21 protein-coding genes and 1 pseudogene are annotated in these 23,827 nt (G+C 71.8%); 15 read left to right on the top strand and 7 right to left on the bottom strand.

Translation table 11 applies throughout. The annotated features are described in order from the left end of the window. The first annotated feature begins 284 nt into the window (after positions 1-284). From CUT44_RS33535 to CUT44_RS33995, 8 genes and pseudogenes are all read left to right on the top strand, one after another. The gene (locus CUT44_RS33535) at positions 285-686 is read left to right on the top strand and encodes a hypothetical protein (RefSeq protein ID WP_199185700.1); all 402 of its coding nucleotides are present in this window, start codon (positions 285-287) and stop codon (positions 684-686) included. A 155-nt stretch (positions 687-841) separates the two neighbouring features. Beyond that, positions 842-2,029, top strand: a complete 1,188-nt coding sequence (locus CUT44_RS13260) for an ROK family transcriptional regulator (protein WP_100202167.1) — start codon at positions 842-844, stop codon at positions 2,027-2,029. Between the two features lie 177 nt (positions 2,030-2,206). Further along, on the top strand, positions 2,207-3,745 hold the full coding sequence (locus CUT44_RS13255) for a sugar ABC transporter ATP-binding protein (protein ID WP_100202178.1): 1,539 nt from the start codon (positions 2,207-2,209) through the stop codon (positions 3,743-3,745). Beyond that, positions 3,742-4,764 (top strand): ABC transporter permease, encoded by a 1,023-nt coding sequence (locus CUT44_RS13250; protein ID WP_100202166.1) that lies wholly within the window; start codon positions 3,742-3,744, stop codon positions 4,762-4,764. Before CUT44_RS13255 ends, CUT44_RS13250 begins: the two co-directional genes overlap by 4 nt. Before the next feature lie 79 nt (positions 4,765-4,843). Next, on the top strand, positions 4,844-5,893 hold the full coding sequence (locus tag CUT44_RS13245) for a substrate-binding domain-containing protein (protein ID WP_100202165.1): 1,050 nt from the start codon (positions 4,844-4,846) through the stop codon (positions 5,891-5,893). A 77-nt stretch (positions 5,894-5,970) separates the two neighbouring features. After that, positions 5,971-7,167 (top strand): Gfo/Idh/MocA family protein, encoded by a 1,197-nt coding sequence (locus CUT44_RS13240; protein ID WP_100202164.1) that lies wholly within the window; start codon positions 5,971-5,973, stop codon positions 7,165-7,167. Positions 7,168-7,187: 20 nt separating this feature from the next. After that, positions 7,188-8,189 carry a sugar phosphate isomerase/epimerase family protein gene (locus CUT44_RS13235; RefSeq protein ID WP_100202163.1) on the top strand — a complete coding sequence of 334 codons (1,002 nt, stop codon included), beginning with the start codon at positions 7,188-7,190 and terminating at the stop codon, positions 8,187-8,189. A gap of 256 nt (positions 8,190-8,445) precedes the next feature. Beyond that, positions 8,446-8,562, top strand: a pseudogene (locus CUT44_RS33995) (thioesterase family protein); the annotation flags it as partial. 115 nt (positions 8,563-8,677) lie between these two features. Here CUT44_RS33995 and CUT44_RS13225 read toward each other — a convergent pair. From CUT44_RS13225 to CUT44_RS13215, 3 genes are all read right to left on the bottom strand, one after another. Next, positions 8,678-10,336 (bottom strand): DNA translocase FtsK, encoded by a 1,659-nt coding sequence (locus CUT44_RS13225; RefSeq protein WP_100202162.1) that lies wholly within the window; start codon positions 10,334-10,336, stop codon positions 8,678-8,680. A 605-nt stretch (positions 10,337-10,941) separates the two neighbouring features. Further along, positions 10,942-11,784, bottom strand: coding sequence for an alpha/beta fold hydrolase (locus CUT44_RS13220; protein WP_100202161.1), 843 nt, complete (start codon positions 11,782-11,784; stop codon positions 10,942-10,944). A gap of 4 nt (positions 11,785-11,788) precedes the next feature. Next, entirely contained in the window at positions 11,789-12,406 is a 618-nt protein-coding gene (locus tag CUT44_RS13215; RefSeq protein WP_100202160.1) for a dihydrofolate reductase family protein, read from the bottom strand. A 491-nt stretch (positions 12,407-12,897) separates the two neighbouring features. Between CUT44_RS13215 and CUT44_RS32535 the strand changes: the two genes are divergently transcribed. Then, positions 12,898-13,218, top strand: coding sequence for a hypothetical protein (locus CUT44_RS32535; RefSeq protein ID WP_146252216.1), 321 nt, complete (start codon positions 12,898-12,900; stop codon positions 13,216-13,218). Between the two features lie 229 nt (positions 13,219-13,447). Here CUT44_RS32535 and CUT44_RS13200 read toward each other — a convergent pair whose 3' ends face one another. The 3 genes from CUT44_RS13200 to CUT44_RS13190 form a co-directional block, all read right to left on the bottom strand. Next, entirely contained in the window at positions 13,448-13,846 is a 399-nt protein-coding gene (locus tag CUT44_RS13200; protein ID WP_100202159.1) for a PIN domain-containing protein, read from the bottom strand. Then, complete coding sequence (locus CUT44_RS13195; RefSeq protein ID WP_100202158.1) at positions 13,846-14,121, bottom strand: hypothetical protein; 276 nt, start codon at positions 14,119-14,121, stop codon at positions 13,846-13,848. The genes CUT44_RS13200 and CUT44_RS13195 overlap by 1 nt, the downstream gene beginning before the upstream one ends. A 128-nt stretch (positions 14,122-14,249) precedes the next feature. Further along, positions 14,250-15,260 carry a LacI family DNA-binding transcriptional regulator gene (locus tag CUT44_RS13190; protein ID WP_100202157.1) on the bottom strand — a complete coding sequence of 337 codons (1,011 nt, stop codon included), beginning with the start codon at positions 15,258-15,260 and terminating at the stop codon, positions 14,250-14,252. Positions 15,261-15,629: 369 nt separating this feature from the next. Between CUT44_RS13190 and CUT44_RS13185 the strand changes: the two genes are divergently transcribed. The 5 genes from CUT44_RS13185 (at position 15,630) to CUT44_RS13165 (ending at position 21,568) form a co-directional block, all read left to right on the top strand. Then, entirely contained in the window at positions 15,630-16,946 is a 1,317-nt protein-coding gene (locus CUT44_RS13185) for an extracellular solute-binding protein (protein ID WP_100202156.1), read from the top strand. Beyond that, entirely contained in the window at positions 16,943-17,845 is a 903-nt protein-coding gene (locus CUT44_RS13180; RefSeq protein ID WP_100202155.1) for a carbohydrate ABC transporter permease, read from the top strand. The genes CUT44_RS13185 and CUT44_RS13180 overlap by 4 nt, the downstream gene beginning before the upstream one ends. A gap of 1 nt (position 17,846) precedes the next feature. Beyond that, positions 17,847-18,743, top strand: coding sequence for a carbohydrate ABC transporter permease (locus CUT44_RS13175; protein WP_100202154.1), 897 nt, complete (start codon positions 17,847-17,849; stop codon positions 18,741-18,743). A gap of 114 nt (positions 18,744-18,857) precedes the next feature. Then, entirely contained in the window at positions 18,858-21,230 is a 2,373-nt protein-coding gene (locus tag CUT44_RS13170; protein ID WP_100202153.1) for a beta-xylosidase/alpha-l-arabinosidase, read from the top strand. Positions 21,231-21,289: 59 nt separating this feature from the next. Continuing rightward, on the top strand, positions 21,290-21,568 hold the full coding sequence (locus CUT44_RS13165; protein WP_199185699.1) for a hypothetical protein: 279 nt from the start codon (positions 21,290-21,292) through the stop codon (positions 21,566-21,568). 35 nt (positions 21,569-21,603) lie between these two features. On the opposite strand, the gene CUT44_RS13160 is transcribed toward CUT44_RS13165, so the two are convergent. After that, positions 21,604-22,746, bottom strand: a complete 1,143-nt coding sequence (locus CUT44_RS13160; protein WP_100202177.1) for an epoxide hydrolase family protein — start codon at positions 22,744-22,746, stop codon at positions 21,604-21,606. A 63-nt stretch (positions 22,747-22,809) separates the two neighbouring features. Here CUT44_RS13160 and CUT44_RS13155 point away from each other — a divergent pair, with 63 nt between their 5' ends. Beyond that, entirely contained in the window at positions 22,810-23,772 is a 963-nt protein-coding gene (locus tag CUT44_RS13155) for a helix-turn-helix transcriptional regulator (RefSeq protein ID WP_100202176.1), read from the top strand. Positions 23,773-23,827: the final 55 nt, after the last annotated feature.

The following is a 23,827-nucleotide window of genomic DNA, read 5'->3' as shown; positions in this document are numbered from 1 at the left end:
GACGAGGCCGTCCACGACGGGGAGAGGGCGAGGTCGGCGGCTACCACCACGACACCCGGGCGGCCTTCCCGACCGGAACCACGAGACCATCGAGTTGCGCCACAGCGCCGACTCGGTGATCGCCGAGTTCTGGTCCGCGGGGACCCACCGGGGACCCCTGGGCCCGATTCCGTCGGCTCAGGGCCGTTTCCGTATCCGCATGACCGCCTGCTTCCCGTCCGACCAGGGGGAACCCGGCCTGCGGACGGGCCTGCTTCGATCAGCTCACCACGCTCGGACAGCTGATGGCCGGGCCGGGCCGGAAGAACCCGGTGACCTGGCTGCGCGCGCTCAGGGCACTGCGCGGGGTGGCCGCCCTGTCCGCCGAGCCCGTCAGCCGGCTGCTCGCCACCTCGGTGTCCGACGACCTGCGCCGACCCACCGGCGCCGCCAGGCGTCCGCGTGGGCCGCGTGCGCCGCTCGTCGGTGCGCACGCTCAGCGGGGTGCCGCGCCTCGGTCTGCGGCGCGACCGCGGCCAGAGGCACGGGCGCAGGCCCGGCGACCGGTGGACGAGGACCAGGTCGACGGGGACACCGGGCGCGACCTGTCCGGGCAGGCTCCGCCTGAGCGGCACGTGCACGACCGTGTGAGGGGAGAACGCGGCGAGCCGCACTGCCGCGCACTGTCGACCGTCTTTGTCCTGTAGCAGGAAAAAGTATCGATACTTCTTGCAGAACTTGTTCCCGGCCCGGGCAGGCGCTGCTATGTTCCTCGGGAAAGTCCGGCGAGGCACAACGCTCACCGGGGCCGGAGCGGCCCCTGCCGATACCCGGGACCGGAGAGGAGGGCGGCATGAGACGTATGACGGCTCGGCCCGCGAACGCGCACCAGGCACGACTGCTCCGTCTGCTGCGCGACGGCGGCCCCACCTCCAGGGCCCGGCTGGGGGACCGGATGGACCTCTCCCGCTCCAGGCTGGCCGTGGAGACGGACCGCTTGCTGGAGACCGGCCTCGTGGTGGCCGACGGCCTCGCCGCCTCCCGCGGCGGCCGCCGCTCCCACAACATCCGGCTGGCGCCCGGACTGCGCTTCCTCGGCGTCGACGTCGGCGCCACCTCGATCGACGTGGCCGTCACCAGTGCCGAACTGGAGATCCTCGGCCACCTCAACCAGCCCATGGACGTGCGGGAAGGCCCGGTCGCGGTCTTCGAACAGGTGCTCGCCATGGCGGCCAAGCTCCGTGCCACGGGAGTGGCCGAGGGCTTCGACGGTGCCGGCATCGGCGTTCCGGGGCCGGTCCGCTTCCCCGAGGGGGTCCCGGTGGCACCTCCGATCATGCCGGGCTGGGACGGCTTCCCCGTCCGGGAGGCGCTCAGCCAGGAACTGGGCTGCCCCGTCATGGTCGACAACGACGTGAACCTGATGGCGATGGGGGAGCAGCACGCGGGCGTGGCCCGGTCCGTCCAGGACTTCCTCTGCGTCAAGATCGGCACCGGCATCGGCTGCGGCATCGTCGTGGGAGGCGAGGTCTACCGCGGTACGACGGGCAGTGCCGGCGACATCGGGCACATCCAGGTGGAGTCCGGCCCGCAGAAGCGGCAGTGCGCCTGCGGCAACCGGGGCTGTCTGGAGGCGCACTTCGGCGGCGCGGCGCTCGCCCGCGACGCCGAGGAGGCCGCCCGGTGCGGCCGGTCGCCGGAGCTCGCCGCCCGTCTGGAGTCCGCCGGACGGCTGTCGGCCGCCGACGTGGCGGCCGCGGCCGCGGCCGGGGACACCGCCTGTCTGGAACTCATCCGCGCCGGCGGCAACCGCACCGGCCAGGTCATCGCCGGCCTCGTCAGTTTCTTCAACCCCGCTCTGGTGGTGATCGCAGGTGGTGTGACCGGGCTCGGCCACACCCTGCTCGCCAGCATCCGCACCCAGGTCTACCGCCAGTCGCTGCCGCTGGCCACCGGCAACCTTCCCATCGTGCTGGGCGAGCTGGGACCCGTCGCCGGGGTCACCGGTGCGGCCCGGCTCATCAGCGACCACCTGTTCGCCCCGGCCTGAGCGGCCGGGCTCCGCACCACCACCGACAACCACACCACCGGTATCCCGAGCCGCACCAACAGGACGCACACCCGCACGCTCCACCCCGTCCTGCCCCGTTCCGTACGGCCCCACCCACCTCCACCGGCCGCCTCCTCCCCATGGCCCGAACGCATGGGGCACTCCCTGGAGCTCGTCATGGCACCAGAGCAACACCAGCGGGACCCCCTTCCCCTTCTCACCATGTCCGGCATCACCAAGTCCTTCCCCGGCGTGCGCGCACTCGACGGTGTCGACCTCGACGTGCGAGCCGGGGAGGTGCACTGTCTCCTCGGCCAGAACGGCGCCGGGAAGTCGACCCTCATCAAGATCCTCGCCGGGGTCCACCAGCCGGACGAGGGCGAGATCACCTGGCGGGGCGGAGCCGTCCGGCTGAGGACGCCGACCGCCGCCATGGCCCTCGGTATCGCCACCATCCACCAGGAACTCGACCTGGTCGAGGACCTGTCCGTCACCGAGAACATCCACCTCGGCCACGAGGCCGCCACCGCCGGCTTCGTACGGCCCCGCGCCGCCCGTGAGACCACCGCGCGCCTTCTCGCACGCCTGGGCCATCCCGAGATCGCCCCGGACACCCTCGTCCGCCGGCTGTCCGCCGCGGCCCGTCAGATCGTCAGCATGGCCCGCGCCCTCTCCCACGACGTCCGCCTCATCGTCATGGACGAGCCGTCCGCTGCCCTGGACCCCGACGAGGTCGGCAACCTCTTCCGCATCGTCACCGACCTCACCGCCGACGGCGTCGCGGTGGTCTACATCTCCCACCGTCTGGAGGAGATCCGCCGGATCGGCGACCGCGTCACCGTACTGAAGGACGGGCGCGTCGTCGCCCGCGGACTGCCCGCCCGGTCCGTTCCCACCGGCGACGTCGTCTCCCTCATGACGGGCCGCACCGTCGAGTACGTCTTCCCCGGGCGTTCCGCGGACCTCCCCCACCCCTCCGCGCGGCCGGTGCTGAAGGTCGAAGGACTCGCCCGGGACGGGGAGTTCGAGCCGGTCGACCTGGAGGTGCGCCCCGGCGAGATCGTCGGTCTGGCGGGCCTGGTCGGCTCCGGCCGCTCGGAGATCCTGGAGACGGTCTACGGGGCCCGCCCTCCCACCGCCGGCCGGGTCCTGGTCGACGGCCGTCCCCTGCGCCCCGGCAGCGTCACCGCCGCCGTCCGCGCCGGACTGGGGCTGGCCCCCGAGGAACGCAAGGCCCAGGGGCTGCTGATGCTCGACTCGGTCACCCGCAACGTGTCCCTGTCCTGCCTGCCACGCTTCGCCCGCGGCGGCTGGCTGGACCGCCGACAAGAACGCGCCGCGGCCCACCGCCACACCCGCGACCTCTCCCTGCGCCCCGACGACCCCGACCGCCCGGTGCGCACCCTCTCCGGCGGCAACCAGCAGAAGGTCGTCCTCGCCCGCTGGCTGCTGCGCGGCTGCCGGGTGCTGCTGCTGGACGAACCCACCCGCGGCGTCGACGTCGGTGCCCGGGCCGAGCTCTACGCCGTCATCCGCCGCCTCGCCGACGACGGAGTGGCCGTCCTGCTGGTCTCCAGCGAGGTGCCGGAGGTACTCGGCCTGGCCGACCGGGTGCTGGTGCTGCGTGAGGGCCGGGTCGTCCACACCGCACCCGCCCGGGAGCTCGACGAGCACCGGGTCCTCGACCTCGTCCTGGAAGGGAGCCCGTCGAGATGAGCTCGCCAGGCACCGTGTCCGATGTCCCCGCCAAGACCACCGCACCACCGGGCGGGAGCCCGCTGCGCGCCCTGCTCGGCCGTGCCGACCTGCGCAATCTCGCACTGCTCGGGGTGCTCGCCGTGCTGGTGGCCGTCGGCGGCCTCACCAGGCCCGAGGAGTTCCTGTCCACCGGCAACCTCCAGCTCGTCCTCACCCAGGCGTCCGTCATCGGTGTCGTCACCGTCGGCGTCACCTTCGTGATCATCAGCGGGGGCATCGACCTGTCCGTCGGCGCGATCGTCGCCCTGGCCTCGGTGTGGGCCACCACGGTCGCCACCCAGGACTTCGGCCTCGGCGGCATGCTGCTGTGCGCGGTGTCGGTCGGCCTCGGCTGCGGCCTCGTCAACGGGGTGCTCATCGCCTACGGCGGGATGGTGCCCTTCATCGCCACCCTCGCCATGCTCGCCTCCGCCCGGGGCCTGGCCCTGCAGATCAGCGACGGCAGGACCCAGGTCGTCCGGGTGGACACCGTCCTGGACCTCGGGCTGCCCCAGGCGTACGTCCTCGGCATCCCGCCGCTGGTGCTGGTCTTCGCGGCCGTCACCGCGGTCGGCTGGCTGCTGCTGAACCGCACCACCTTCGGCCGCCGCTCGGTCGCCGTCGGGGGGAACGCCGAGGCGGCCCGGCTGGCGGGCATCGACGTCAGACGGCAGCGGCTGATGCTGTACCTGCTGTCCGGGCTGTGCTGCGGTATCGCGGCGTTCATGCTGGTCGTCCTCACCGGCTCCGGCCAGAACACCAACGGCAACCTCTACGAACTCGACGCCATCGCCGCCGCGATCATCGGCGGCACCCTGCTCAGCGGCGGAAGAGGCACCATCACCGGCTCCGTCCTGGGTGTCCTGGTCTTCACCACCATCACCAACCTGTTCGCGCTCAACAACCTCCAGAGCGACGTCCAGCAGATCGCCAAGGGCGCGATCATCGTCGCCGCCGTCCTGATCCAGCACCGCACCGCGCGTTCCCAGACCTCGTGAGTCCCGCCCGGCCGGTGTGCCCCGAGCCCCGCCGGACACCGCCGCGTGGTCCCGCACCCCCGAACCGAAGGGTCCAGCCATGCCCACACCTCCCCTCCCCAGCCGCAGAGGCCTGCTGTTCGGCACCGCCGCCGCCTCGGCCGGCGTCCTCCTGACCGGCTGCACCAGCAACGAGAACAACAACGGCGACGAAGGCGGCACCCGGCGGGCCGACACCGCGCAGGACAAGCCGGGCAAGCCGGTGACCATCGGCTTCGCCGGGCCGCAGGCCGATCACGGCTGGCTCAACGCCATCAACGACAACGCCAGGAAAAGAGCCGCGGAGTACTCCGACGTCACCCTGGAGATCACCGAGGGCTCCAACGACACCGCCCAGCAGATCGGCCAGATCGAGACCCTCATCAACAAGGAGGTCGACGTCCTGGTCGTCCTCCCGGCCGACGGCAAGGCGCTGACCCAGGTCGGTCTCAAGGCCATGCGCGCGGGCATCCCCGTGGTCAACCTCGACCGGATCTTCGCCTCCCCGCAGGCGTACCGCTGCTGGATCGGCGGCGACAACTACGGCATGGGACTCAATGCCGGCCGGTACATCGGAGAACGGCTCAGGGACAAGAAGAACGCCAAGGTCGTCGAGCTGGCCGGACTGGACAACCTGGAGCTGACCCGGCAGCGCACCCAGGGCTTCGACGACGCACTGAAGAACTACCCCAACATCGAGAAGGTCGCCCGCCAGGCCGCCGAGTTCACCGTCGAGTCCGGCCAGGCCAAGACGGCCCAGCTCCTCCAGGCCCAGCCGTCCTTCGACGCCCTGTGGAACCACGACGACGACCAGGGGGTCGGCGCCGAGCGCGCCATCAGGCAGGCCGGACGCGACGAGTTCTTCATGGTCGGCGGCGCCGGCTCGCGGCACGCCATGGAGGCCATCGAGGCGGGCGACGGCGTACTGGAGGCCACCGTCCTGTATCCGCCCACCATGGCGGCCTCCGCCGTCGACCTGGCCCGCGCCCTCGGCCAGGGCAAGGGCGTCGGCGGACTCGCCGAGTTCGAGATCCCCGCCTCCCTCACCCTCTACTCCGCCATCGTCACCAAGGACAACGTCGAGGAGTACCTGCCGACCGGCTTCGTCTGACGCACCCCGGCGGTGCCCCCACAACCGGGGTCCCTCCCGGAAGGACCCGACGGCGCGGACGACGATGTGGAGTTTCCATGAACACCTCCGGCAGTGAGAGCGAACGGCCCACCCTCGGCGTGGGCATGGTGGGCTACGCCTTCATGGGCGCCGCCCACTCCCAGGGCTGGCGCACCGCCGGCCGGGTCTTCGACCTGCCGCTCGACCCGGTCATGACGGCCGTCTGCGGCCGTGACCCGGACGCGGTGCGCGCCGCGGCGCGCAGGCTCGGCTGGGCCGCCGCCGAGACCGACTGGCGCGCGCTGATCGCACGCGAGGACGTACAGCTCGTCGACATCTGCACCCCCGGCGGCAGCCATGCCGAGATCGCCGTCGCCGCTCTGGAGGCGGGCAAGCACGTGCTGTGCGAGAAGCCGCTGGCCAACACCGTCGAGGAGGCCGAGGCGATGGCACAGGCGGCCCGGCGGGCGAGAGCACACGGCCGGCTGGCCATGGTCGGCTTCAACTACCGCCGTGTCCCGGCCCTGGCACTGGCCCGCCGCATGGTCCAGGACGGTGGCCTGGGAGCGCTGCGCCACGTACGGGTGGCCTACCTCCAGGACTGGCTCACCGACCCCGGCTTCCCGCTGACCTGGCGGCTGCGCCGGGAGGAGGCCGGCTCGGGCGCGCTGGGCGACCTCGGATCCCATGCCGTCGACATCGCCCAGTACCTGGCCGGTGAGCCGCTGGCCGGAGTCTCCGCGCTGACCGAGACCTTCGTACGGGAGCGGCCGCTGCCCGCCAGGGACGCCGCGGGACTGTCGGGCACCGGCGGCGCGGGACGGGGCGAGGTCACCGTGGACGACGCGGCGCTGTTCACCGGGCGGTTCGCCTCCGGGGCGCTGGCCTCCTTCGAGGCCACCCGTTTCGCGACGGGACGCAAGAACGCGCTGACCGTCGAACTCAACGGTGAGCGCGGCTCGCTCGCCTTCGACCTGGAGCGGCTCAACGAACTGGCCTTCCACGACCACACCGGGCCCGCCGTCTCCGCGGGCTTCCGCCGGATCCTGGTCACCGAGCCCGAGCACCCCTATCTGGAGGGCTGGTGGCCCCCCGGCCACGGCCTGGGCTACGAACACACCTTCGTCCACCAGGCGCGGGACCTGCTGTGTGCCGTCGCCGCCGGAGAACAACCCCGGCCGTCCTTCGACGACGGGCTCCAGGTCCAGCGGGTCCTGGCGGCCGTCGAGGAGAGCGCCGCGGGGAACTCCGTCTACGTTCCCGTCCCCGCCTGACACACCACACAGGAGGCACCGTGCCCCGACCCTTCACCCTGTTCACCGGGCAGTGGGCGGACCTGCCGCTGGAGGAGGTCTGCCGCCTGGCCCGGGACTTCGGCTACGACGGACTGGAACTCGCCTGCTGGGGCGACCACTTCGAGGTCGACCGGGCCCTGACCGAGCCCGGCTACCTCGACGGGCGCCACGCGCTGCTGGAGAGGTACGGCCTGAAGTGCTGGGCGGTCTCCAACCACCTGGTCGGCCAGGCCGTGTGTGACGCGATCATCGACGAACGGCACCGGGCGATCCTGCCCGACCGCCTGTGGGGCGACGGCGAGCCGGAGGGAGTGCGCCGGCGGGCCGCCGCCGAGATGGCCGACACCGCACGCGCCGCCGCCGCCTTCGGGGTGAACACGGTCATCGGCTTCACCGGCTCGGCCATCTGGCACCTGGTCGCGATGTTCCCGCCGGTGCCCGAGGCGATGATCGAGCGCGGCTACACCGACTTCGCCGACCGCTGGAACCCCGTCCTGGACGTCTTCGACACCGAAGGCGTCCGCTTCGCCCACGAGGTCCACCCCGGCGAGATCGCCTACGACTACTGGACCACCCACCGGACGCTGGAGGCCATCGGCCACCGACCGGCCTTCGGACTGAACTTCGACCCCAGCCACTTCGTCTGGCAGGACCTGGACCCGGTCGGCTTCCTGTACGACTTCCGCACCAGGATCTACCACGTCGACTGCAAGGAGGCACGGCGCAGGCTGGACGGCCGCAACGGCCGCCTCGGCTCCCACCTGCCGTGGGGGGATCCCCGGCGCGGCTGGGACTTCGTCTCGGCCGGGCACGGCGACGTGGTCTGGGAGGACGTGTTCCGGATGCTGCGCTCGACCGGCTATGACGGGCCCGTCTCGGTGGAGTGGGAGGACGCCGGAATGGACCGCCTCCAAGGGGCGCCCGAGGCCCTCACCCGGCTGAGGGCGTACGACTTCGACCCGCCCACGGCTTCCTTCGACGCGGCCTTCGGAAGCGACTGACGGCCGGACCACGGCGTTGACCGGCCCGCCCACCCGGGCCCTGGGAACGGCCGCGCCGGGCCCGGGTGGGCGGGCCGGCCGAAGCCATCGACGACCACCGCTACGAGCGACGGCGCGCGCGAGGGGGCCTGGAAACCGAAAAAACAGCACTCCAGCCCGCTGGGCGGACTCATCGTCCACGCCATCGACCGTCGCCGGGCCGGCCCGGGCAACGGTCCGCTTCTCTCCCGGGTCGGTCACGACGTTCTCGTCAGGCTTCGGTCCCTCCGGGCAGGGCCTCACCCGCACGGTCCTGCACGACGCCGACGGCCCGGTCGGTCACGCCCAGCAGATCCTCACGGGCCGGCCTCCGCCGGCGGAAAGCGACGAGTGAAGCGGCCGGAGGGCGCCCCAGGGGCGCCCTCCGGCCCGGTACTCACCCACGCACCGTGAACGGACGCCGGCGCACACCACTGGCCTGCGGGTTCCGCCCCGGCACCGCACACGGCTCAGCGTCCGTCCGGCGCGGTGAGGTGGTCGAGGGAGGTGACCATGGTCTTGCGCCGCCCGTTCTTGGCCGGAGCCGAGACCAGCCCAAGTGCCTCAAGCGCGTCGAGGGCACGCCGTGCGGCCGTGCGGGAGAGGGAGAAGCGCTCCTGAACGTAGACGATGCTGGCGTTCTGGTCGGTGACGACCGCCTGCGCGATCTCGCGGAGGGCCGCGGCCTCCATTCCGGCGGCCTCCGCCTGCTGGACGAGCGGCTCGTGGGTGGAGGTGACGGGCTCGGCAGCGGTGGGCTCGTCGGCGGCCGGCTCCGGCTCGACGGCGGACGCGGCGGGCTCTTCGACAACCGGGACGGGCCTGTCGGCAACCGGCTCCGGTGCGTCGGCGGGGGCCTTCGCCTCCAGCCTCCCGCCGTCGGACTCTTCGGCGGACGCGGCGTGTGCGCCGGCAGGAGAGTCGTTGTCGGATGCGACCTGGGGATGTTCCGGAGTCCGGGGTGCCTCGACTTCGGCCTCGGCCACAAGGGCTTCCGGCTCCGGACTCTCGTCGTCGGCGGACTCCTCGGCAACGGTGGGCTCCACGGCAGACGACTCGGGTTCGCCGGCCGACGCCTTTGAGGCCCCGTCGGCGGCCGGGGTGGGTTCGACGGCGGCGGGTTCGGCGGCGGGTCCAACGGCGACCGGCTCGGGTACGTCGGTGGGCCTGTCGGCGACCGACTCCGGCTCCCGGGTCTCGTCGCCACCGGGTCCGTCGGCGGACGCGGTGGGCTCGTCGACGGTCGGCATGGCGGCCGAGGTCTCCTCCCGAACTGCCAGGGCGGCGCGCAGGTCGGGGTTGTCGCGGAAGAAGAAGGTCAGCTCTCCGACCGACAGCCACCCCCACGCCGCGTCCCCCACGGGGTCGAACACGTCCTCGGATCCGGGAACGAACCGGTGCGACATCCCGTTGTCCGACACGGCCGCGCCGTGGTCGGTGAGGACCAGCAGGGCAGGGCGCCCCTCGTCCTCGCGGCTCCCTGAGAGAGCCACACACAGGATGCGCTCGTCCGCGGTGACGTGTTCACGCGCCAGCTTCTCGGCCTCGTCCCGGACCCGGGGGTCGTCAGCGGAATCCGTCCTGGACAGGCAGTACGCGATCGCCTTCTCCAGCGGGGCCTCCCGCTCGGGCAGACTGCTCAGCAGCTCGCGGACCGCGTTCCGCAGGGCGTTCGCCGCCTCCGCCTCGGGGTGCTCCCCCTCACGCGGTGCCTCGGGTTCCGTCTCCTGCCGGGCGGGAGCGGCGTCCGCGGCCTCCGGCTCGGGCTCGGGCTCGCGGCGTTCCTCCGCCTTCTCTTTCTTCTTCTTCTCCTTCTCCTCGTCCGGCTCCTCTTCCCGCTCCTGCTCGGCGGATACGGTGTTCGACGTCTCCGCAGCGGCCGTCCCCCGCTCCTCGGCTCGCTCCCGGGTGGTGCCCCGCAGGCCCGCCGGGGTGCGGCGGACCGCGAGGACGCCGAGGCCCGCGGCGGCGAAGACGACGCCTCCGCCCACCAGGAGAGGCAGGGAGCCGAGGACCGCTCCGAGAATGAGGACGAGCAGGCCGACTACCGTCAGGAGCGCGGCCAGGCGTATGACCGCCTTCGTCCGGGCGTCGCTCGGGGCGTTTTCACGTGAGAACCGCTCTTCCACGGCTGTACGTCCCTCTCCACGGCAGCTTTGGCCACCGCTCTCGTGGTAACTGATGACCCCGTCTGCCACCGGTGCCCGGTGCTCGCAGATCGGGCATGTGCCGCGACGCATCTGCGCCCCCCCTTGTGCCACGTTCAGGTGGACGGACTGTAGCGGACGGCGGGAGATGTTCGTGGCCCCGGTGCGACAGTCCGTATCCACAGGGAGAAACCTGCTGACCTGCGAAACCGCCTGTAGCTCATCGACTCCGCTTTTCCAACGGGGTTTTGACCCGGTCCGGGAGCCGGGGCCCGGCGGACCCACCGGGGCGGGCGCGCTCGTGGCACCCGGCCGCCGCCGGAGGCACCGTACCAAAGCCGGGGTGTTCCGCGGTCACCCGGCGTAGCCCGTGTCACGCGCGGCGGCCTCGGTGCGCGGTGCTGTCGGCGGCCGGCGGCAGACACCGGCGCCGTGGAACCGGGGCCGGGTGCAACCGGCTCGGCCGATGGCCTCCAGAGCCGTTTTCGGGGGTTCCGCGGACGTCGATCGTGGGTGCGTGGCCGGGTCGGGCCTTCCGAGGGCCCGCTGCCGCGCGGGTGCCGTACCCGCGCGGCACACGGCATCCTCTACCCGAGCGTGAGCATCGCCTCGGCGACCTCGCAGGCCGCCGTGTCGGGGACAGCGGTGGCGGCCTCCTTGAGGACGAGCAGCCGCGCCCCGGGGATCTCGCGCGCGAGCGCCTCGCCGTTGCCGACGGGGAAGAACCGGTCGCGGCGGCCGTGGACGACGAGCGTGGGCACCCCGATTCCGGGCAGGCGCTCGCGCCAGCGGGGCGCGCAGTCGAGCCGGGAGAACACCATGCCGACGTGGTTGGCCAGTTGGATGGGGGGCGCGGTGCCAGGCGTGCGGTCCCATATGCGCGCGGCGGTCGCGCGCGCGGCGACAGGGTCGTCGCCGAGGATCTCCGCGCTGGCGGCGGCGAACTCCGCAACCGCCTCGCGGTCGGTCCAGTCGGGCATCGGACGCGCGAACAGCCGGTTCATCGCCGCCTGGTCGTGGTCGGGTAGGTCGTCGTCGGGCGGTCCGGGCGCGACCGGGCGGGTGCCGACCAGCGTGAGCGCCGAGAACGTGTCCGGATGGTCGAGCGCGGCCACCTGGGCGACCATCCCGCCGACACCGATCCCCGCGAGGTGCGCGGGCCCCTCGCCGAGCGTGCCGGCAAGGGCCGCCGCGTCGGCGGCGAGGTCGCGCAGTGTGTAGGCGGGCGCCTGCGGGTCCGCCGTGGTCGACTCCCCGCTGTCGCGCAGGTCGTAGCGCACCACGCGGCGCCCGCCGGCGGCGAGGTGCTCGCACAGTGCGTCGGGCCAGGACAGCAGCGTCGTTCCGCCCGCGAGCAGGACGAGTGGTGCGTCCTGGTCACCGAAGGACTCGACGCCCAAGGCGACACCGTTGGCGCTGATGGTGGTCATCGGATCACCTCAGGATGTCGTAGGTCAGGTGCGTCGCGGCCGGTGTCGAGGTCACGCTCCGCCGCACCAGCGTGCGCGGCGCTTTGCCGGTGAACAGCGGTGTCCCGGTACCCAGCACGACGGGTGCGAGGTGCAGTGTCAGCACATCGACCAGCCCGGCCTCGAGAGCCGAGCCGATCGTGGTGCCGCCGCCCATGAGGACGACGTCGAGGTCCTTGCCGCTGCCGGAGGCGGCCGCTTCGGCGCGTTCGCGCGCGGCGGTGAGGGCGTCGGGCAGGCCGGTGGTGACGAACGTCCAGTCCAGGCCGGTGAGCCGCACCGCCTTCGGCGGCGAGCTCGTCACGACGACGAAGGCGGGCTTGCCGACTTCGCCGGCGCCGTAGCCGCGGGTGTCGTCCCAGCCGTTCGGCCCGTCGACGATGTCGAACAGACGGCGGCCCAGGACGACGGCGCCCGAGCGGGCGGTCGCCTCGCGCAGGATCCGGCGCTCCTCGGGGTCGTCGGAGAACGCCCAGGTGTGCAGGGCCTGCCCGCCGGTGCCCAGACCGTTGTCCGGGCCGGGGCCGGGCCCGGTGACGAAGCCGTCCAGGGAGACCGAGATGTCGGCGATGGTGCGTGTCATACCGGGGCAGACCCGTTCCGCCGCCCGAACTCATCGCTCATGAGTGAAGCGTGGTCCTCGCCCCCGCCGTCCTCGTTGTCCTGTTCGCCCCGCTCGCCTTCCCCGCCTTCTCCGGAGCCCTCCGCGCCCTCGCCGCCGCCTTCGTCCTCGAGTCCTCCGGCCGCGGCGCCCTCGAAGACGCCTCGCGGTGGGCACCGCGGCGCCCCCGGCGAGGCCGACGGTGTCGTCCCCGGCGGTGTGACGGTCTTCGATGACGCGCTTCCGGCCGTGGCCGGCCTCGACCCGGCTCTGCTCAGGGCCCTCCGCCGCGACGGCGTGGCTGCCCGGGCACGGTGCCGAGTACGGGCTGTGCCGGATCTACCGGAACGAACCCTGGCGCTGCGAATCGCGCGCCGGGGCGATCGACCGTGGCTGCCCGCGGATGTGTGCCGACCCCACCCAGGACCCGAGGATGCAGCAGTGAGCGAGGCCGGACGATGACGCGGGCGGACATGGCGGGAACCGGACAGTACAGCCCGGCGTACGCCCCCGCGCCGAGTCCCGCCGGTGCCGGCCGCCAGGGCGCCGGCTCCGGTACCCGGCGCGGGGGCGTACGCCGGGTGATCCGCAACGGCCAGGATCAAAACGACCTGCAACCGGGCGCTGCGCACCACGGTTCGCGGCTGCGGTCGGTCCAGGACGCGGCCGGGGACGGCTTCGGCTTCAGCCGGCCGGCGGAGTTCCCGGTGGTGCGGGTCTGCCGGATCCTGGTCCGCGGCGTGGAACCGAGGAGTTCGTGGCTGCTGCCGGTGGCGGCCGGCATCGGCAGGTGAGCACCGCGCGGGGCCGGGGGAGGGGATCGGCCCGGCAAGGTGCCGGCCAAGGACACACCGTCGGCGTATCGAGAACCGCGTACGCGCCGGCAGCACCGCGCTGCCTTGACCGGTGGCATGCCCCGCAGCGAACCAGCACGGACGGCGGCCCGGTCTCCGGTCCGCTCCGCCGTGCCTTGTCCTCCCGGCCGGCGGGGGCGGGCTTGACCGGGTGTCCAGGCCCCGGTGGTCACTGGCCGGGGTGGACGGCCTGGACGCCGGTGCCCGCGTACGCCTTGGGGGTCAGGGTGAGCAGGAACCGGCCGGTGGGGTGGGCGGCGGAGGGACGAGCGGCATGGATGGCGTGGACGGCGGCCCAGGAGTGCCCGAAGCGCAGCAGCTCGGTGGCGGTGACCGCGGCGTCGGTGTCGAACGCCTCGATCCGGATGAACCGCAACCCCTTGATGTAGCTGAGCAGACCCGGCCGCTCGGCGTCGCCGGCCGTCAGCGACAGCACCGGCGCGTACAGAGCGCCGAGACCGCCGGACGCCTGCACGTAGAACGCGGCGACCGCCTCGTTGAAAGGGTCCTTCGGGTCGTACAGGGCCGCGGCGGCGGTGTGGTCCAGAACGACCGCGATCGCCGCCACTAAGCGGCCGCCCGCGGCCCGTGCTGAGAAGCGCCCAGACGCTCCAGCAAGGCCCTCGCCCTCGCCTCGGCCTCCGGGCCCGGCGCGCCGCCCAGGGCGGAGGCGAGCTCGGCGCGGGCCAGCTCGGCACGCTCGGCGTACTCGGCCCGAGTCGGAGTTGCCTGCGCCAGGTCCTCGACCAGGGCTCGGATGGTGGTGCCGTGCTCGGCCGCCAGCTGGGCCAGCCGATCCCGTGCGGCCGCGCTCACCTTGATGCTCGTCTCGTCTGCTGCCATATCCCTGACTCTACCGCGATCCTCTACTGCCGGTAGAGAAAGGGTGCGGTGTCCCGCCGCCCCTCTGCCGGTGCGGGACCGGGCGCCGCCGACCCGGCTCCGCGCCGGGCGGCCCCGCCAACGGCCGCTCACCCTCCCGGTGGCGCCGTTGAGGCGCGCACCACGAGTTCGGTGGCGAGTTCGATGTGGTGGGACTCGGCCTTCTCGCCGTTGGCCAGTCGCAGGGCGGTGCGCAGGGCGGCCGCGCCCATCTCCCGCAGTGGCTGGCGCACAGTGGTCAGTGGTGGTGAGGCCATCTGAGCGAGGTGCGTGTCGTCGAAGCCGACCACGCTCAGGTCTTCGGGGACGCGCAGGCCCCGGACGCGGGCGGCCTCGATGACGCCGAGGGCGATCTCGTCGTTGCCCGTGAAGACCGCCGTCGGCGGCTCTTCCAGGTCCAGCAGCGCCGCGGTGCCGAGCAAGCCGGCCTCGTAGGTGAACTCTCCGGGCCGGACGCAGGCGTCGGGCACCGGCGCTCCTTCCGCCTCCATGGCGGCGCGGTAGCCGTGCATGCGTGCCTGGTTGCACACGGCCATGCCCGGTCCGCCGAGGTAGGCGATCCGGCGGTGGCCCAGGGAGAGCAGGTGCCGGGTCGCGGCCAGGCCGCCGGCGAAGTTGGTCGCCCCGACGCTGTTGACCCGGCTGTCCGGCAGGTGCAGCGGGTCCAGCACGACCAGCGGCAGCCCGGCCCGGGCCAGTTCCCTCAGGTGTGTGGCGGTGTACACGCTGGTGACCGCGATGACGGCGCGGCGCCCGGCTGAGGCCAGGTCCCGGGCCCAGTGCGGGGCGCGGCAGACCTTGCTGATCACCACCGAGGCCCCGGCTTCGGCGGCGGAGTCCATGATGCCTTCCAGTGTCTCGGCCACGTACGACTTGAGGCCGCCCTGGAACTGCACCTCGATCGTCGGGCTCCCCACCGCCTCGGTGTGGCGGAACACGGGCGCGAGGTAGTCGTGCTGGTGCAGCAGTTCCTGCACCCGGGCGCGGGTGTGCGGCGCCACCTCGCCGCGACCGTTGACCACTTTGGAAACGGTCGCCACGGAGACCCCGGCGGCCTGGGCGATGTCCGCCAAAGTGGTGCGCCTGCCGTTCGGTGGCATCGGTTCCTCCCCGCAGTACGTCCACCGGTGTGGTGAGCCACCGGTCATGGCCGCCAACGCAGGTGGAACCGGCCAACCCTACGACAACCCTGGCCCGCGCCACCTCCGCGTTCTTCTGCCCTTGGTCCGGAACCCGAAAAGTTTCGGTCCCTGCCAAGAAGTTTCGATACCCGTGATCGCCCGGGATTACGCAGGTAGTCGCCTTGTAACTACGTGCGTGCACATGTCTTGACAGCGCGCAGACCCGAAACCTAGCGTGCTCGCACACGTTCCATGGGCAAGCCCGAACGGGCCGAGTGTCGAAACATTTCGAAATGCTTTCGTCACGGCTCACGAGTAGCCCGAGGCTCTCGAGTGCGGAGAACGAACATGGAGACATCCCTTTCTCGACGTACCCTCCTCGGCATGGCCGCCGCCGTGCCGCTCTCCGCGGCGCTGTCGGCCTGCGGCTCGTCCAGTCCCGGCCAGGGCGGCGGTGGAGCCACGTACTGGTACCTCAGCGGCCAGCCGCAGGAAGGTGTCAGGGCCGGCGCGGTGGACGCGTTCAACAAGGCCAACCCCAAGACGCAGATCGAGGACACCACCTTCCAGAACGACGCGTACAAGACGAAGATCAAGACCGCCCTCGGCGCCGGTCAGGCGCCCACCATCATCTGGGGCTGGGGCGGCGGGACGCTGCGCTCCTACGTGGAGGCGGACCAGGTCGAGGACCTCACCCCGTGGTTCGACGAGCACTCCGAGGTCAAGGACCGGCTGCTGCCGGCCTCGTTCGGCGCGGCGACCGTCGACGGCAGGATCTACGCGATGCCGTGCGAGAACGTGCAGCCGATCGTCCTCTTCTACAACAAGGAGGTCTTCGACCGTGTCGGCGTGAGACCGCCGGAGTCCTGGGACGACATCATGGCGCTGGTGCCCAGGTTCAACGCGGAGGGCATAGCGCCGTTCTCCCTCGGCGGGCAGTCCCGGTGGACGAACATGATGTGGCTGGAGTTCCTGTTCGACCGCATCGGCGGCCCCGAGGTGTTCCAGGCCGTCATCGAGGGAGAGAAGGACGCCTGGTCCCACCCGGACGCCATCACCGCGCTGACCAGGGTGCAGGACCTGGTCAGGGCCGAAGGCTTCATCAAGGGCTTCTCCTCGGTCACCGCGGACTCCAACGCCGACCAGGCACTGCTGTACACCGGCAAGGCCGCCATGATGCTGCACGGCGCCTGGTCGTACGGCATCCAGAAGGCCGAGGGCGGCGACTTCGTCTCCAGCGACAAGCTGGGCTTCATGAACTTCCCGCCCGTCGAGGGCGGCAAGGGCGATCCGGCCAACGGCGTCGGCAACCCCGCGCAGTACCTGTCCATCTCCTCCAAGGCCAGTGCCGAGGAGAAGAGGATCGCCAAGGACTTCCTCGCGACCGGCGTCCTCCAGGACGACGAGGTGAAGAAGTGGATCGACAACGGGTCGGTTCCCGTCCGGCTGGGCACGGAGAAGCTGCTGGCCGCCTCCGACAGCGCCGAATTCCTCCAGCTCACCTACGGCATCGCCAGCAACGCCGAGACGTTCGTGCAGTCCTGGGACCAGGCGCTCAGCCCAACGGCCGCCGAGACACTGCTGGACAACATCGCCAAGCTGTTCCAGCTGTCCATCTCGCCGAAGCAGTTCGCCGCCAACCTCAACGCGGTCATCGGCAGATGAGCGCGCTCACCAGCCATCCGCCGCGCCGCGAACCGCGCAGCATCCTGCCGTGGCTGGCGATGCCGGCGCTGGTGGTCTTCGTCTGCTTCGCCGTGATCCCGCTCATCGGTGTCTTCGTGCTGAGCTTCACCACGTGGAACGGGATCGGCAGCATCCACGCGTCGGGGCTGACCAGTTGGCGTGCGGTGCTCACCGATCCCGGGCTGCCGCACGCCCTGTGGATCACGTTCCTCGTGATGGCCGTGTCCTGGGCCGTCCAGACCCCGCTGAGCATTCTGCTCGGCACGTTCCTGGCCGGCCGCCAGCGCTACCGCGCGGTGCTGGGCGTGGTGTACTTCGTCCCGCTGCTGCTCAGCTCCGCGGCGATCGCGATCGCGTACAAGGCCCTGCTGGACCCCAACTTCGGGCTCGGTGCCGGACTGGACATCGAGGTGCTCCGCCAGGACTGGCTGGGGCGGCCGTGGCTGGCGTTCGGGGTCGTCATCTTCGTCGTCTCCTGGCAGTTCGTCCCGTTCCACTCACTCATCTACCAAGGCGGCGTCCAGCAGATCCCGAAGTCCCTGTACGAAGCCGCGCAGCTGGACGGCGCCGGAAAGATCCGGCAGTTCTTCAGCATCACGCTGCCGCAGCTGAAGTACACCGTCATCACCTCGTCCACGCTGATGGTGGTCGGGTCGCTGACCTTCTTCGACCTCATCTTCGTCCTGACCGAGGGCGGCCCCGGGGACGCCACCCGGGTCCTCGCGCTGGACATGTACAAACGGGGCTTCCAGGCCAACCTGATGGGACCGGCCAGCGCCATCGCCGTCATCCTCGTCCTGGTCGGTCTCGGCCTCGCCCTGCTGCTGCGCCGGCTCGGGGGACGGGACGCCGGTGACAGCCAACTCGAGGGGGCCTGACATGACCACCACGCTGACCAAACCGCAACAGCCCGGGAAGGCCACCCACCACGAGCGGCAGCACCACTCCCGTCCGGCGACCCGCCGGCGCAACTGGGCCGGCGGACTGGCCGGATGGCTCTGGCTCGTCGTCGTCGCCGTACCCCTGTACTGGACCCTCATCACCAGCCTCAAGGCCCAGAGCCGCTACTACGCGAGCAACCCACTGGTGCCTCCGGGCAACCCCACGCTGGACAACTACCAGCTGGTCATCGAGTCCGACTTCACCCGCTACTTCGTGAACACCGTCGTGGTCACCGCCGGCGCCGTGATACCGGCGGTCGTGTTCTCCTTCATGGCCGCCTACGCGATCGTACGCGGCTGGCGCGTACGGGCCCTGCGCAGGATGAACGGGCTGTTCCTCATGGGCCTGGCCATCCCGCTGCAGGCGACGGTGATCCCGCTCAACCTGATCGTCATCAAGCTGCACCTGTACGACAGCCTGCTGGCGCTGATCCTCCCGTCGATCGCCTTCGCGATCCCGCTGTCCGTGCTGGTGCTGGCCAACTTCATCCGCGACGTGCCCAAGGAGCTGTTCGACTCGATGCGGGTCGACGGCGCCACCGAATGGGCGACACTGTGGCGGCTGGCGGCACCGCTGACCCGGCCGGCCATCCTCACCGTGACCATCTTCAACGCACTGACCATCTGGAACGGATTCCTGCTGCCGCTGGTCCTCACCCAGAGCCCCGAGCGCCGGACTCTGCCTCTTGCGCTGTGGACCTTCCAGGGCCAGTACGGAGTCAACGTCCCCGCCATTCTCGCCGCCGTCGTCCTCACCACCCTGCCCATCCTGGTCCTGTACGCGTTCGGCCGCCGTCAGCTGCTCAGCGGCCTGACCGCCGGATTCAGCCGGTGACCGCCGCCCCCGGGCCGCGCGGACCCCAGGACTGAAACGGCTCCCTGTCCCCGCTCGTCTACCTGTTCACCCATCGCCCCGGCCTGGCCCGGGGGCCATGGGCGTGGGAGGAAAGTGACCGCCAACGTGGCCGTAGAGCCCACCCCCGAAATCCCCCTCTGGAACGACCGCGCCCTTCCCGTCACCACGAGAGTCGACGCCCTGATCGACGCGATGACCCTTCAGGAGAAGACCGCCCAGCTGTACGGAGTGTGGGTGGGCGCCTCCGACGAGGGCGGCGAAGTAGCCCCGCACCAGCACGACATGGAGGAGGCCGTCGATCTCGGGGCGCTGCTGCCCAGCGGACTTGGGCAGCTGACCCGCCCCTTCGGCACCGTCCCCGTCGACCCCGCCGTGGGCGCACTGTCCCTGGCGCGCACCCAGGCCCGCATCGCCGCGGCGAACCGCTTCGGCATCCCCGCCCTCGCACACGACGAGTGCCTGGCCGGCTTCGCCGCCTGGGGCGCCACCGCCTACCCCGTCCCGCTGTCCTGGGGCGCCGCCTTCGACCCGGACGCGGTGCGCCGCATGGCCGCCGCCATCGGACGCGACATGCGCTCCGTCGGCGTCCACCAGGGCCTCGCGCCCGTCCTCGACGTCGTCCGCGACGCCCGGTGGGGCCGTGTGGAGGAGACCATCGGCGAGGACCCGTACCTCGTCGGCACCATCGGCACCGCCTACGTGCAGGGTCTCCAGTCCGCCGGCGTCGTCGCCACCCTCAAGCACTTCGCCGGCTACTCCGCCTCCCGCGCCGGACGCAACCTCGCCCCCGCCCCCATGGGGGCCCGCGAGCGGGCCGATGTCCTGCTACCCCCGTTCGAGATGGCCGTCCGCGAGGGCGGCGCCCACTCCGTGATGCACGCCTACACCGACACCGACGGCATCCCCGCCGCCGCCGACGGGCACCTGCTGACCGGGCTGCTCCGCGACACCTGGGGTTTCGAGGGCACCGTCGTCGCCGACTACTTCGGCATCGCCTTCCTGAAGACCCTGCACGGCGTCGCGGCCGACTGGGCCGGTGCCGCCGGCACCGCACTCGCGGCGGGCGTCGACGTCGAACTGCCCAACGTCAAGACCTTCGGCGCCCCTCTCGTGCGGGCCGTCACCGAGGGCCGCGTACCGGAGGAGCTCATCGACCGCGCCCTGCGCCGCGTCCTGCTCCAGAAAGCGATGCTCGGCCTGCTCGACCCCGACTGGAGCGCCGTACCGGCCGCGCTCGACGGCGCCGACCCCGACGACCCGGACGCCCTGCGCGGCAGGATCGACCTGGATCCGCCCGAAAACCGCCGACTGGCGCGCGAGATCGCCGAGAAGGCGGTCATCCTGCTCACCAACGACGGCACCCTGCCCCTCGTCCGGCCGCGCCGCATCGCCCTGCTCGGCCCCAACGCGACCGAGCCGACCGCGGTACTGGGCTGCTACTCCTTCCCCCAGCACATCGGCGTCCGCCACCCCGGGACCCCGCTCGGCATCGAGCTGCCCACGCTGCGCGACACCCTCGCCGCCGAGTTCCCCGACGCCGAGATCACGGTCGCCCGCGGCACCGGAATCGACGACGGAGACCTCTCGGACATCGGCGAGGCCGCCTTGGCGGCGAGCGAGGCCGACATCGCCGTGGTGGCGCTCGGCGACCGCGCCGGGCTCTTCGGACAGGGCACCAGCGGCGAGGGATGCGACGCCGAGACGCTGGTCCTGCCCGGCGCGCAGCAGCACCTGCTCGACACCCTGCTCGACACGGGCACCCCGGTGATCACCGTGCTGCTCGCGGGACGGCCCTACGCCCTGGGCCGGGCCGCGGACGAGTCCGCCGCGATCGTGCAGTCCTTCTTCCCGGGCGAGGAGGGCACGCACGCGATCGCCGGGGTGCTCAGCGGCCGTGTCAATCCCTCCGGACGCCTCCCGGTCAGCGTGCCGCGCTCGCCGGGCTCCCAGCCGGCCACGTACCTCGGCGCGCGGCTCGCGCACGCCAGCGAGGTGTCCAACATCGACCCGACGCCGGCGTTCGCCTTCGGCCACGGCCTGTCCTACACGCGCTTCGACTGGACCGACCTGACCGTGGCCGTTCAGGAGGCTCCGACGGACGGCGAGTTCACCCTCGCCTTCACCGTCCGCAACACCGGCGAACGGCCCGGGGCCGAGGTCGTCCAGCTCTACCTGCACGACCCCGTCGCCTCCGTCGTCCAGCCGGTGCAGCGCCTCGTCGGCTACACCCGGATCGACCTGGAGCCGGGCGAGGCCCGCCGCGTCCGTGTCACGGTCCCGGCCGACCTCGCGTGCTTCACCGGACGCGACGGCCGGCGCGTCGTCGAACCGGGCGAGCTGGAAGTGCGGTTGGCCGCCTCCAGCGCGGATCCGCGCCTGATGGCCAGGGTCACGCTGACCGGGGCCGAGCGCCACGTGGACCACACGCGGCGCCTGCACGCCACGTTCGAGCAGGACGCCGGCTAGAAGGCTGGTGAAGATCCTGGGTTCCGGCCCCGTCACGTCAGCGGTGGAGCCGGACTCGTGTGGTGTTCAAGTCGAACGGTCCGGCCATCCGGACGCCGAGAGGACCCGGCAGAAGCTCCAGCGCCCGGCACCACAGCACGAGCACGGCGGGAGCGCTCCCGCTGGTCACCTTCCAGCGGTCCTGCCGCTTCCCGCCCGGCATTCCGCCCGACGGCGAGGTGGTCACCTCGGTCTCGGCCCTGCGGTTTCACGAGCGGGACGGGATCGAGGTGCCACTGAACGCCGCCGGGTTCGAGGTCGACGAGGTCCGGGGGCGTGCCGGACCGGCCGGGCCCTGAAGGGGTCTTCGTGACCCGCGGACCCTGACGGAGAGTCAGGAAATGCCGCGGAAGAAGGCGCGGATGTCGTCCGCGAGCAGCTCCGTCTCCTCCATTGCGGGGAAGTGACCGCCCTCGGTGAACTCGCTCCAGTGGTCGATCGCCTTCCACGGGTCCATCGCGCGCCGTATGAGCGGGTGGGTGTCGAACACGGCCCATCCGGACGGCACGCCGGAGGCCATGACCAAGTCGAGTCCGGAGTGCTCGGACTCGTAGTAGAACTGCGCGCTCGACGCGCCACTGCGGGTGAACCAGTACAGGCTGATGTTCGTGAGGAGCTGGTCGCGGTCGACCGACTCGTCCGGCGTCCGGTAGGCGCCGCTGGTCCTGGTCCTGAACTTCTCGGCGATCCACGCGAGCTGACCGACCGGCGAGTCGGTGAGCGCCGCGCCGATCGTGTCGGGACGGTGGTTCTGCATCTCGAGATATCCGCGCTCGGCCGCGTCCTCGGTGCGCACTGCCTCGATCTGGGCGATCTCGTCATCGGACAGACCGTCGGGGTAAGGGAACTTGTCGCCGACCAACCCGAGCCACCGGGGGTCGCTGCCGATGTGCGTGCCGATGACGCGCTCCGGGTGGAGCGCCGCGAGGCGGCCGGTGGTGCCCGCACCGATGTCGGTGCCGTGGGCCGCGAACCTCTGGTAGCCGAGACGCGTCATGATCTCGGCGTATGCCTCCGTCGTCCGCGCCAGCTCCCAGCCGGTCCCTGACAGCGGGGTGGAGAACCCGAAGCCGGGCAGCGACGGGATGACCACGTGGAACTCATCGGTCAGCAGCGGGACGAGTCGCTGGTACTCGACGAAAGAGCCCGGCCAGCCGTGGTTCAGGATCAGCGGGGTGGCCTCCGGGTTCGCCGATCGCGCGTGGACGACGTGGAACGTCTGGCCGTTGACGACCGTCGTGAACTGTTCGTACTCGTTGAGCTTCTCCTCCTGCGCGCGCCAGTCGAACCCGTCGCGCCAGTACTCGGCGAGCTCCTTCAGGTACACCAGCGGGATGCCGCGGCTGAAGTCGGTGCGATCGTCCCGGCCCGGGACGGGGACCGGCCAGCGCGTGTGTGCCAGCCGGTTACGCAGGTCGTCGATGTCGGCCTGGGGGATGTCGATGCGGAACGGTGTGAGTGCGTTGTTCTCGTTCATGACACCGACGTTCACAGGCAATGCGGCAGGTTGGCTTCCGCAATTGCTGAAATGGTGGAGGACATGTTGGAGACCTCGGCCCGCCTGCTCGAACTGCTGTCATTGCTCCAGCTCAAGCGCGACTGGACGAGCTCCGAGCTCGCCGGGCGGCTCGATGTGAGCACGAGGACTGTGCGCGCCGACATCGGCAAGCTGCGGTCGCTCGGCTATCCCGTGGACGCGCGCCCCGGCGTCGCGGGCGGGTATCGGCTGGCCGCCGGGACGGCGATGCCCCCACTGCTGCTCGACGACGACGAGGCCGTCGCCGTCGCGGTCGGACTGGGTGCGGTCGCGACCCAGAGGCTCGGCGTCGAAGAGACAGCGCTCACCGCGCTCGCGAAACTGGAGCAGGTGCTGCCCTCGCGCCTGCGCCGGCGCGTCGAGGCGGTACGTGAGGCGACGAGTGTCGTTCCAGGGGCTGAACCGCCGCTCGACCTCTCGGTTCTCGGCGCGGTCGCTGCCGCGATCCGCGGCCACGAACGGCTCCGGTTCGGATACACGAAGCCCGGGGGCAGCGAAGGGGCCCGCCACGCCGAACCGCAACGGCTGGTGAGCTGGGGGCCGCTGTGGTACCTGCTCGCGTGGGATCTCGACCGTGACGACTGGCGGGTCTTCCGTGTCGACCGCATGGCTCCCCCCGCACCGACGGGTGCGCGGTTCCAGCCGCGCGCGATCCCGGAGGACAACGTCGTCGAGTACGTCGTCGGGCGCGTCAGCAAGGCGGCCTGGAAGTACCGCGCCCGGGTACTCGTGCACGCTCCCGCCGCCGAGGTCGCCGCGAAGATCCCCATCCCGGTCGATATCGAGGTGGTCGACGAGTCCACGTGCCATGTCGAGCTGGGTTCCGACGCCCCGGACCGGCTCGCGCTGTGGATGGCACAGCTCGACGTCGACATCGAGGTGATCGACGGAGACGGGCTCGCGGTGGCGTTCGATCGCCTCGCGACGAGGTTCCGCCGCGCGGCGGGTGGCGCGTCCACGACGTGAATCCCGGCCGGCGGTCATTCGACGATGTCGTCGAGGGCCGGCGGCCGGTGTCCGG

The sequence above is a fragment of the Streptomyces carminius genome (assembly GCF_002794255.1).
Lineage (GTDB): Bacteria > Actinomycetota > Actinomycetes > Streptomycetales > Streptomycetaceae > Streptomyces > Streptomyces carminius.
The sequence above is the reverse complement of the archived record's forward strand: the minus strand, read 5'-3'. Positions and strand labels throughout refer to the sequence as shown.

What these genes read in the sequence shown, in the direction of transcription:
- CUT44_RS33535 (WP_199185700.1), top strand. Translation starts at nt 285, where the DNA reads ATGGCCGGGCCGGGCCGGAAGAACCCGGTGACCTGGCTGCGCGCGCTC.
- CUT44_RS13260 (WP_100202167.1), top strand. Translation starts at nt 842, where the DNA reads ATGACGGCTCGGCCCGCGAACGCGCACCAGGCACGACTGCTCCGTCTG.
- CUT44_RS13255 (WP_100202178.1), top strand. Translation starts at nt 2,207, where the DNA reads ATGGCACCAGAGCAACACCAGCGGGACCCCCTTCCCCTTCTCACCATG.
- CUT44_RS13250 (WP_100202166.1), top strand. Translation starts at nt 3,742, where the DNA reads ATGAGCTCGCCAGGCACCGTGTCCGATGTCCCCGCCAAGACCACCGCA.
- CUT44_RS13245 (WP_100202165.1), top strand. Translation starts at nt 4,844, where the DNA reads ATGCCCACACCTCCCCTCCCCAGCCGCAGAGGCCTGCTGTTCGGCACC.
- CUT44_RS13240 (WP_100202164.1), top strand. Translation starts at nt 5,971, where the DNA reads ATGAACACCTCCGGCAGTGAGAGCGAACGGCCCACCCTCGGCGTGGGC.
- CUT44_RS13220 (WP_100202161.1), bottom strand. Translation starts at nt 11,784, where the DNA reads ATGACCACCATCAGCGCCAACGGTGTCGCCTTGGGCGTCGAGTCCTTC.
- CUT44_RS13215 (WP_100202160.1), bottom strand. Translation starts at nt 12,406, where the DNA reads ATGACACGCACCATCGCCGACATCTCGGTCTCCCTGGACGGCTTCGTC.
- CUT44_RS32535 (WP_146252216.1), top strand. Translation starts at nt 12,898, where the DNA reads ATGGCGGGAACCGGACAGTACAGCCCGGCGTACGCCCCCGCGCCGAGT.
- CUT44_RS13195 (WP_100202158.1), bottom strand. Translation starts at nt 14,121, where the DNA reads ATGGCAGCAGACGAGACGAGCATCAAGGTGAGCGCGGCCGCACGGGAT.
- CUT44_RS13190 (WP_100202157.1), bottom strand. Translation starts at nt 15,260, where the DNA reads ATGCCACCGAACGGCAGGCGCACCACTTTGGCGGACATCGCCCAGGCC.
- CUT44_RS13185 (WP_100202156.1), top strand. Translation starts at nt 15,630, where the DNA reads ATGGAGACATCCCTTTCTCGACGTACCCTCCTCGGCATGGCCGCCGCC.
- CUT44_RS13180 (WP_100202155.1), top strand. Translation starts at nt 16,943, where the DNA reads ATGAGCGCGCTCACCAGCCATCCGCCGCGCCGCGAACCGCGCAGCATC.
- CUT44_RS13175 (WP_100202154.1), top strand. Translation starts at nt 17,847, where the DNA reads ATGACCACCACGCTGACCAAACCGCAACAGCCCGGGAAGGCCACCCAC.
- CUT44_RS13160 (WP_100202177.1), bottom strand. Translation starts at nt 22,746, where the DNA reads ATGAACGAGAACAACGCACTCACACCGTTCCGCATCGACATCCCCCAG.
- CUT44_RS13155 (WP_100202176.1), top strand. Translation starts at nt 22,810, where the DNA reads ATGTTGGAGACCTCGGCCCGCCTGCTCGAACTGCTGTCATTGCTCCAG.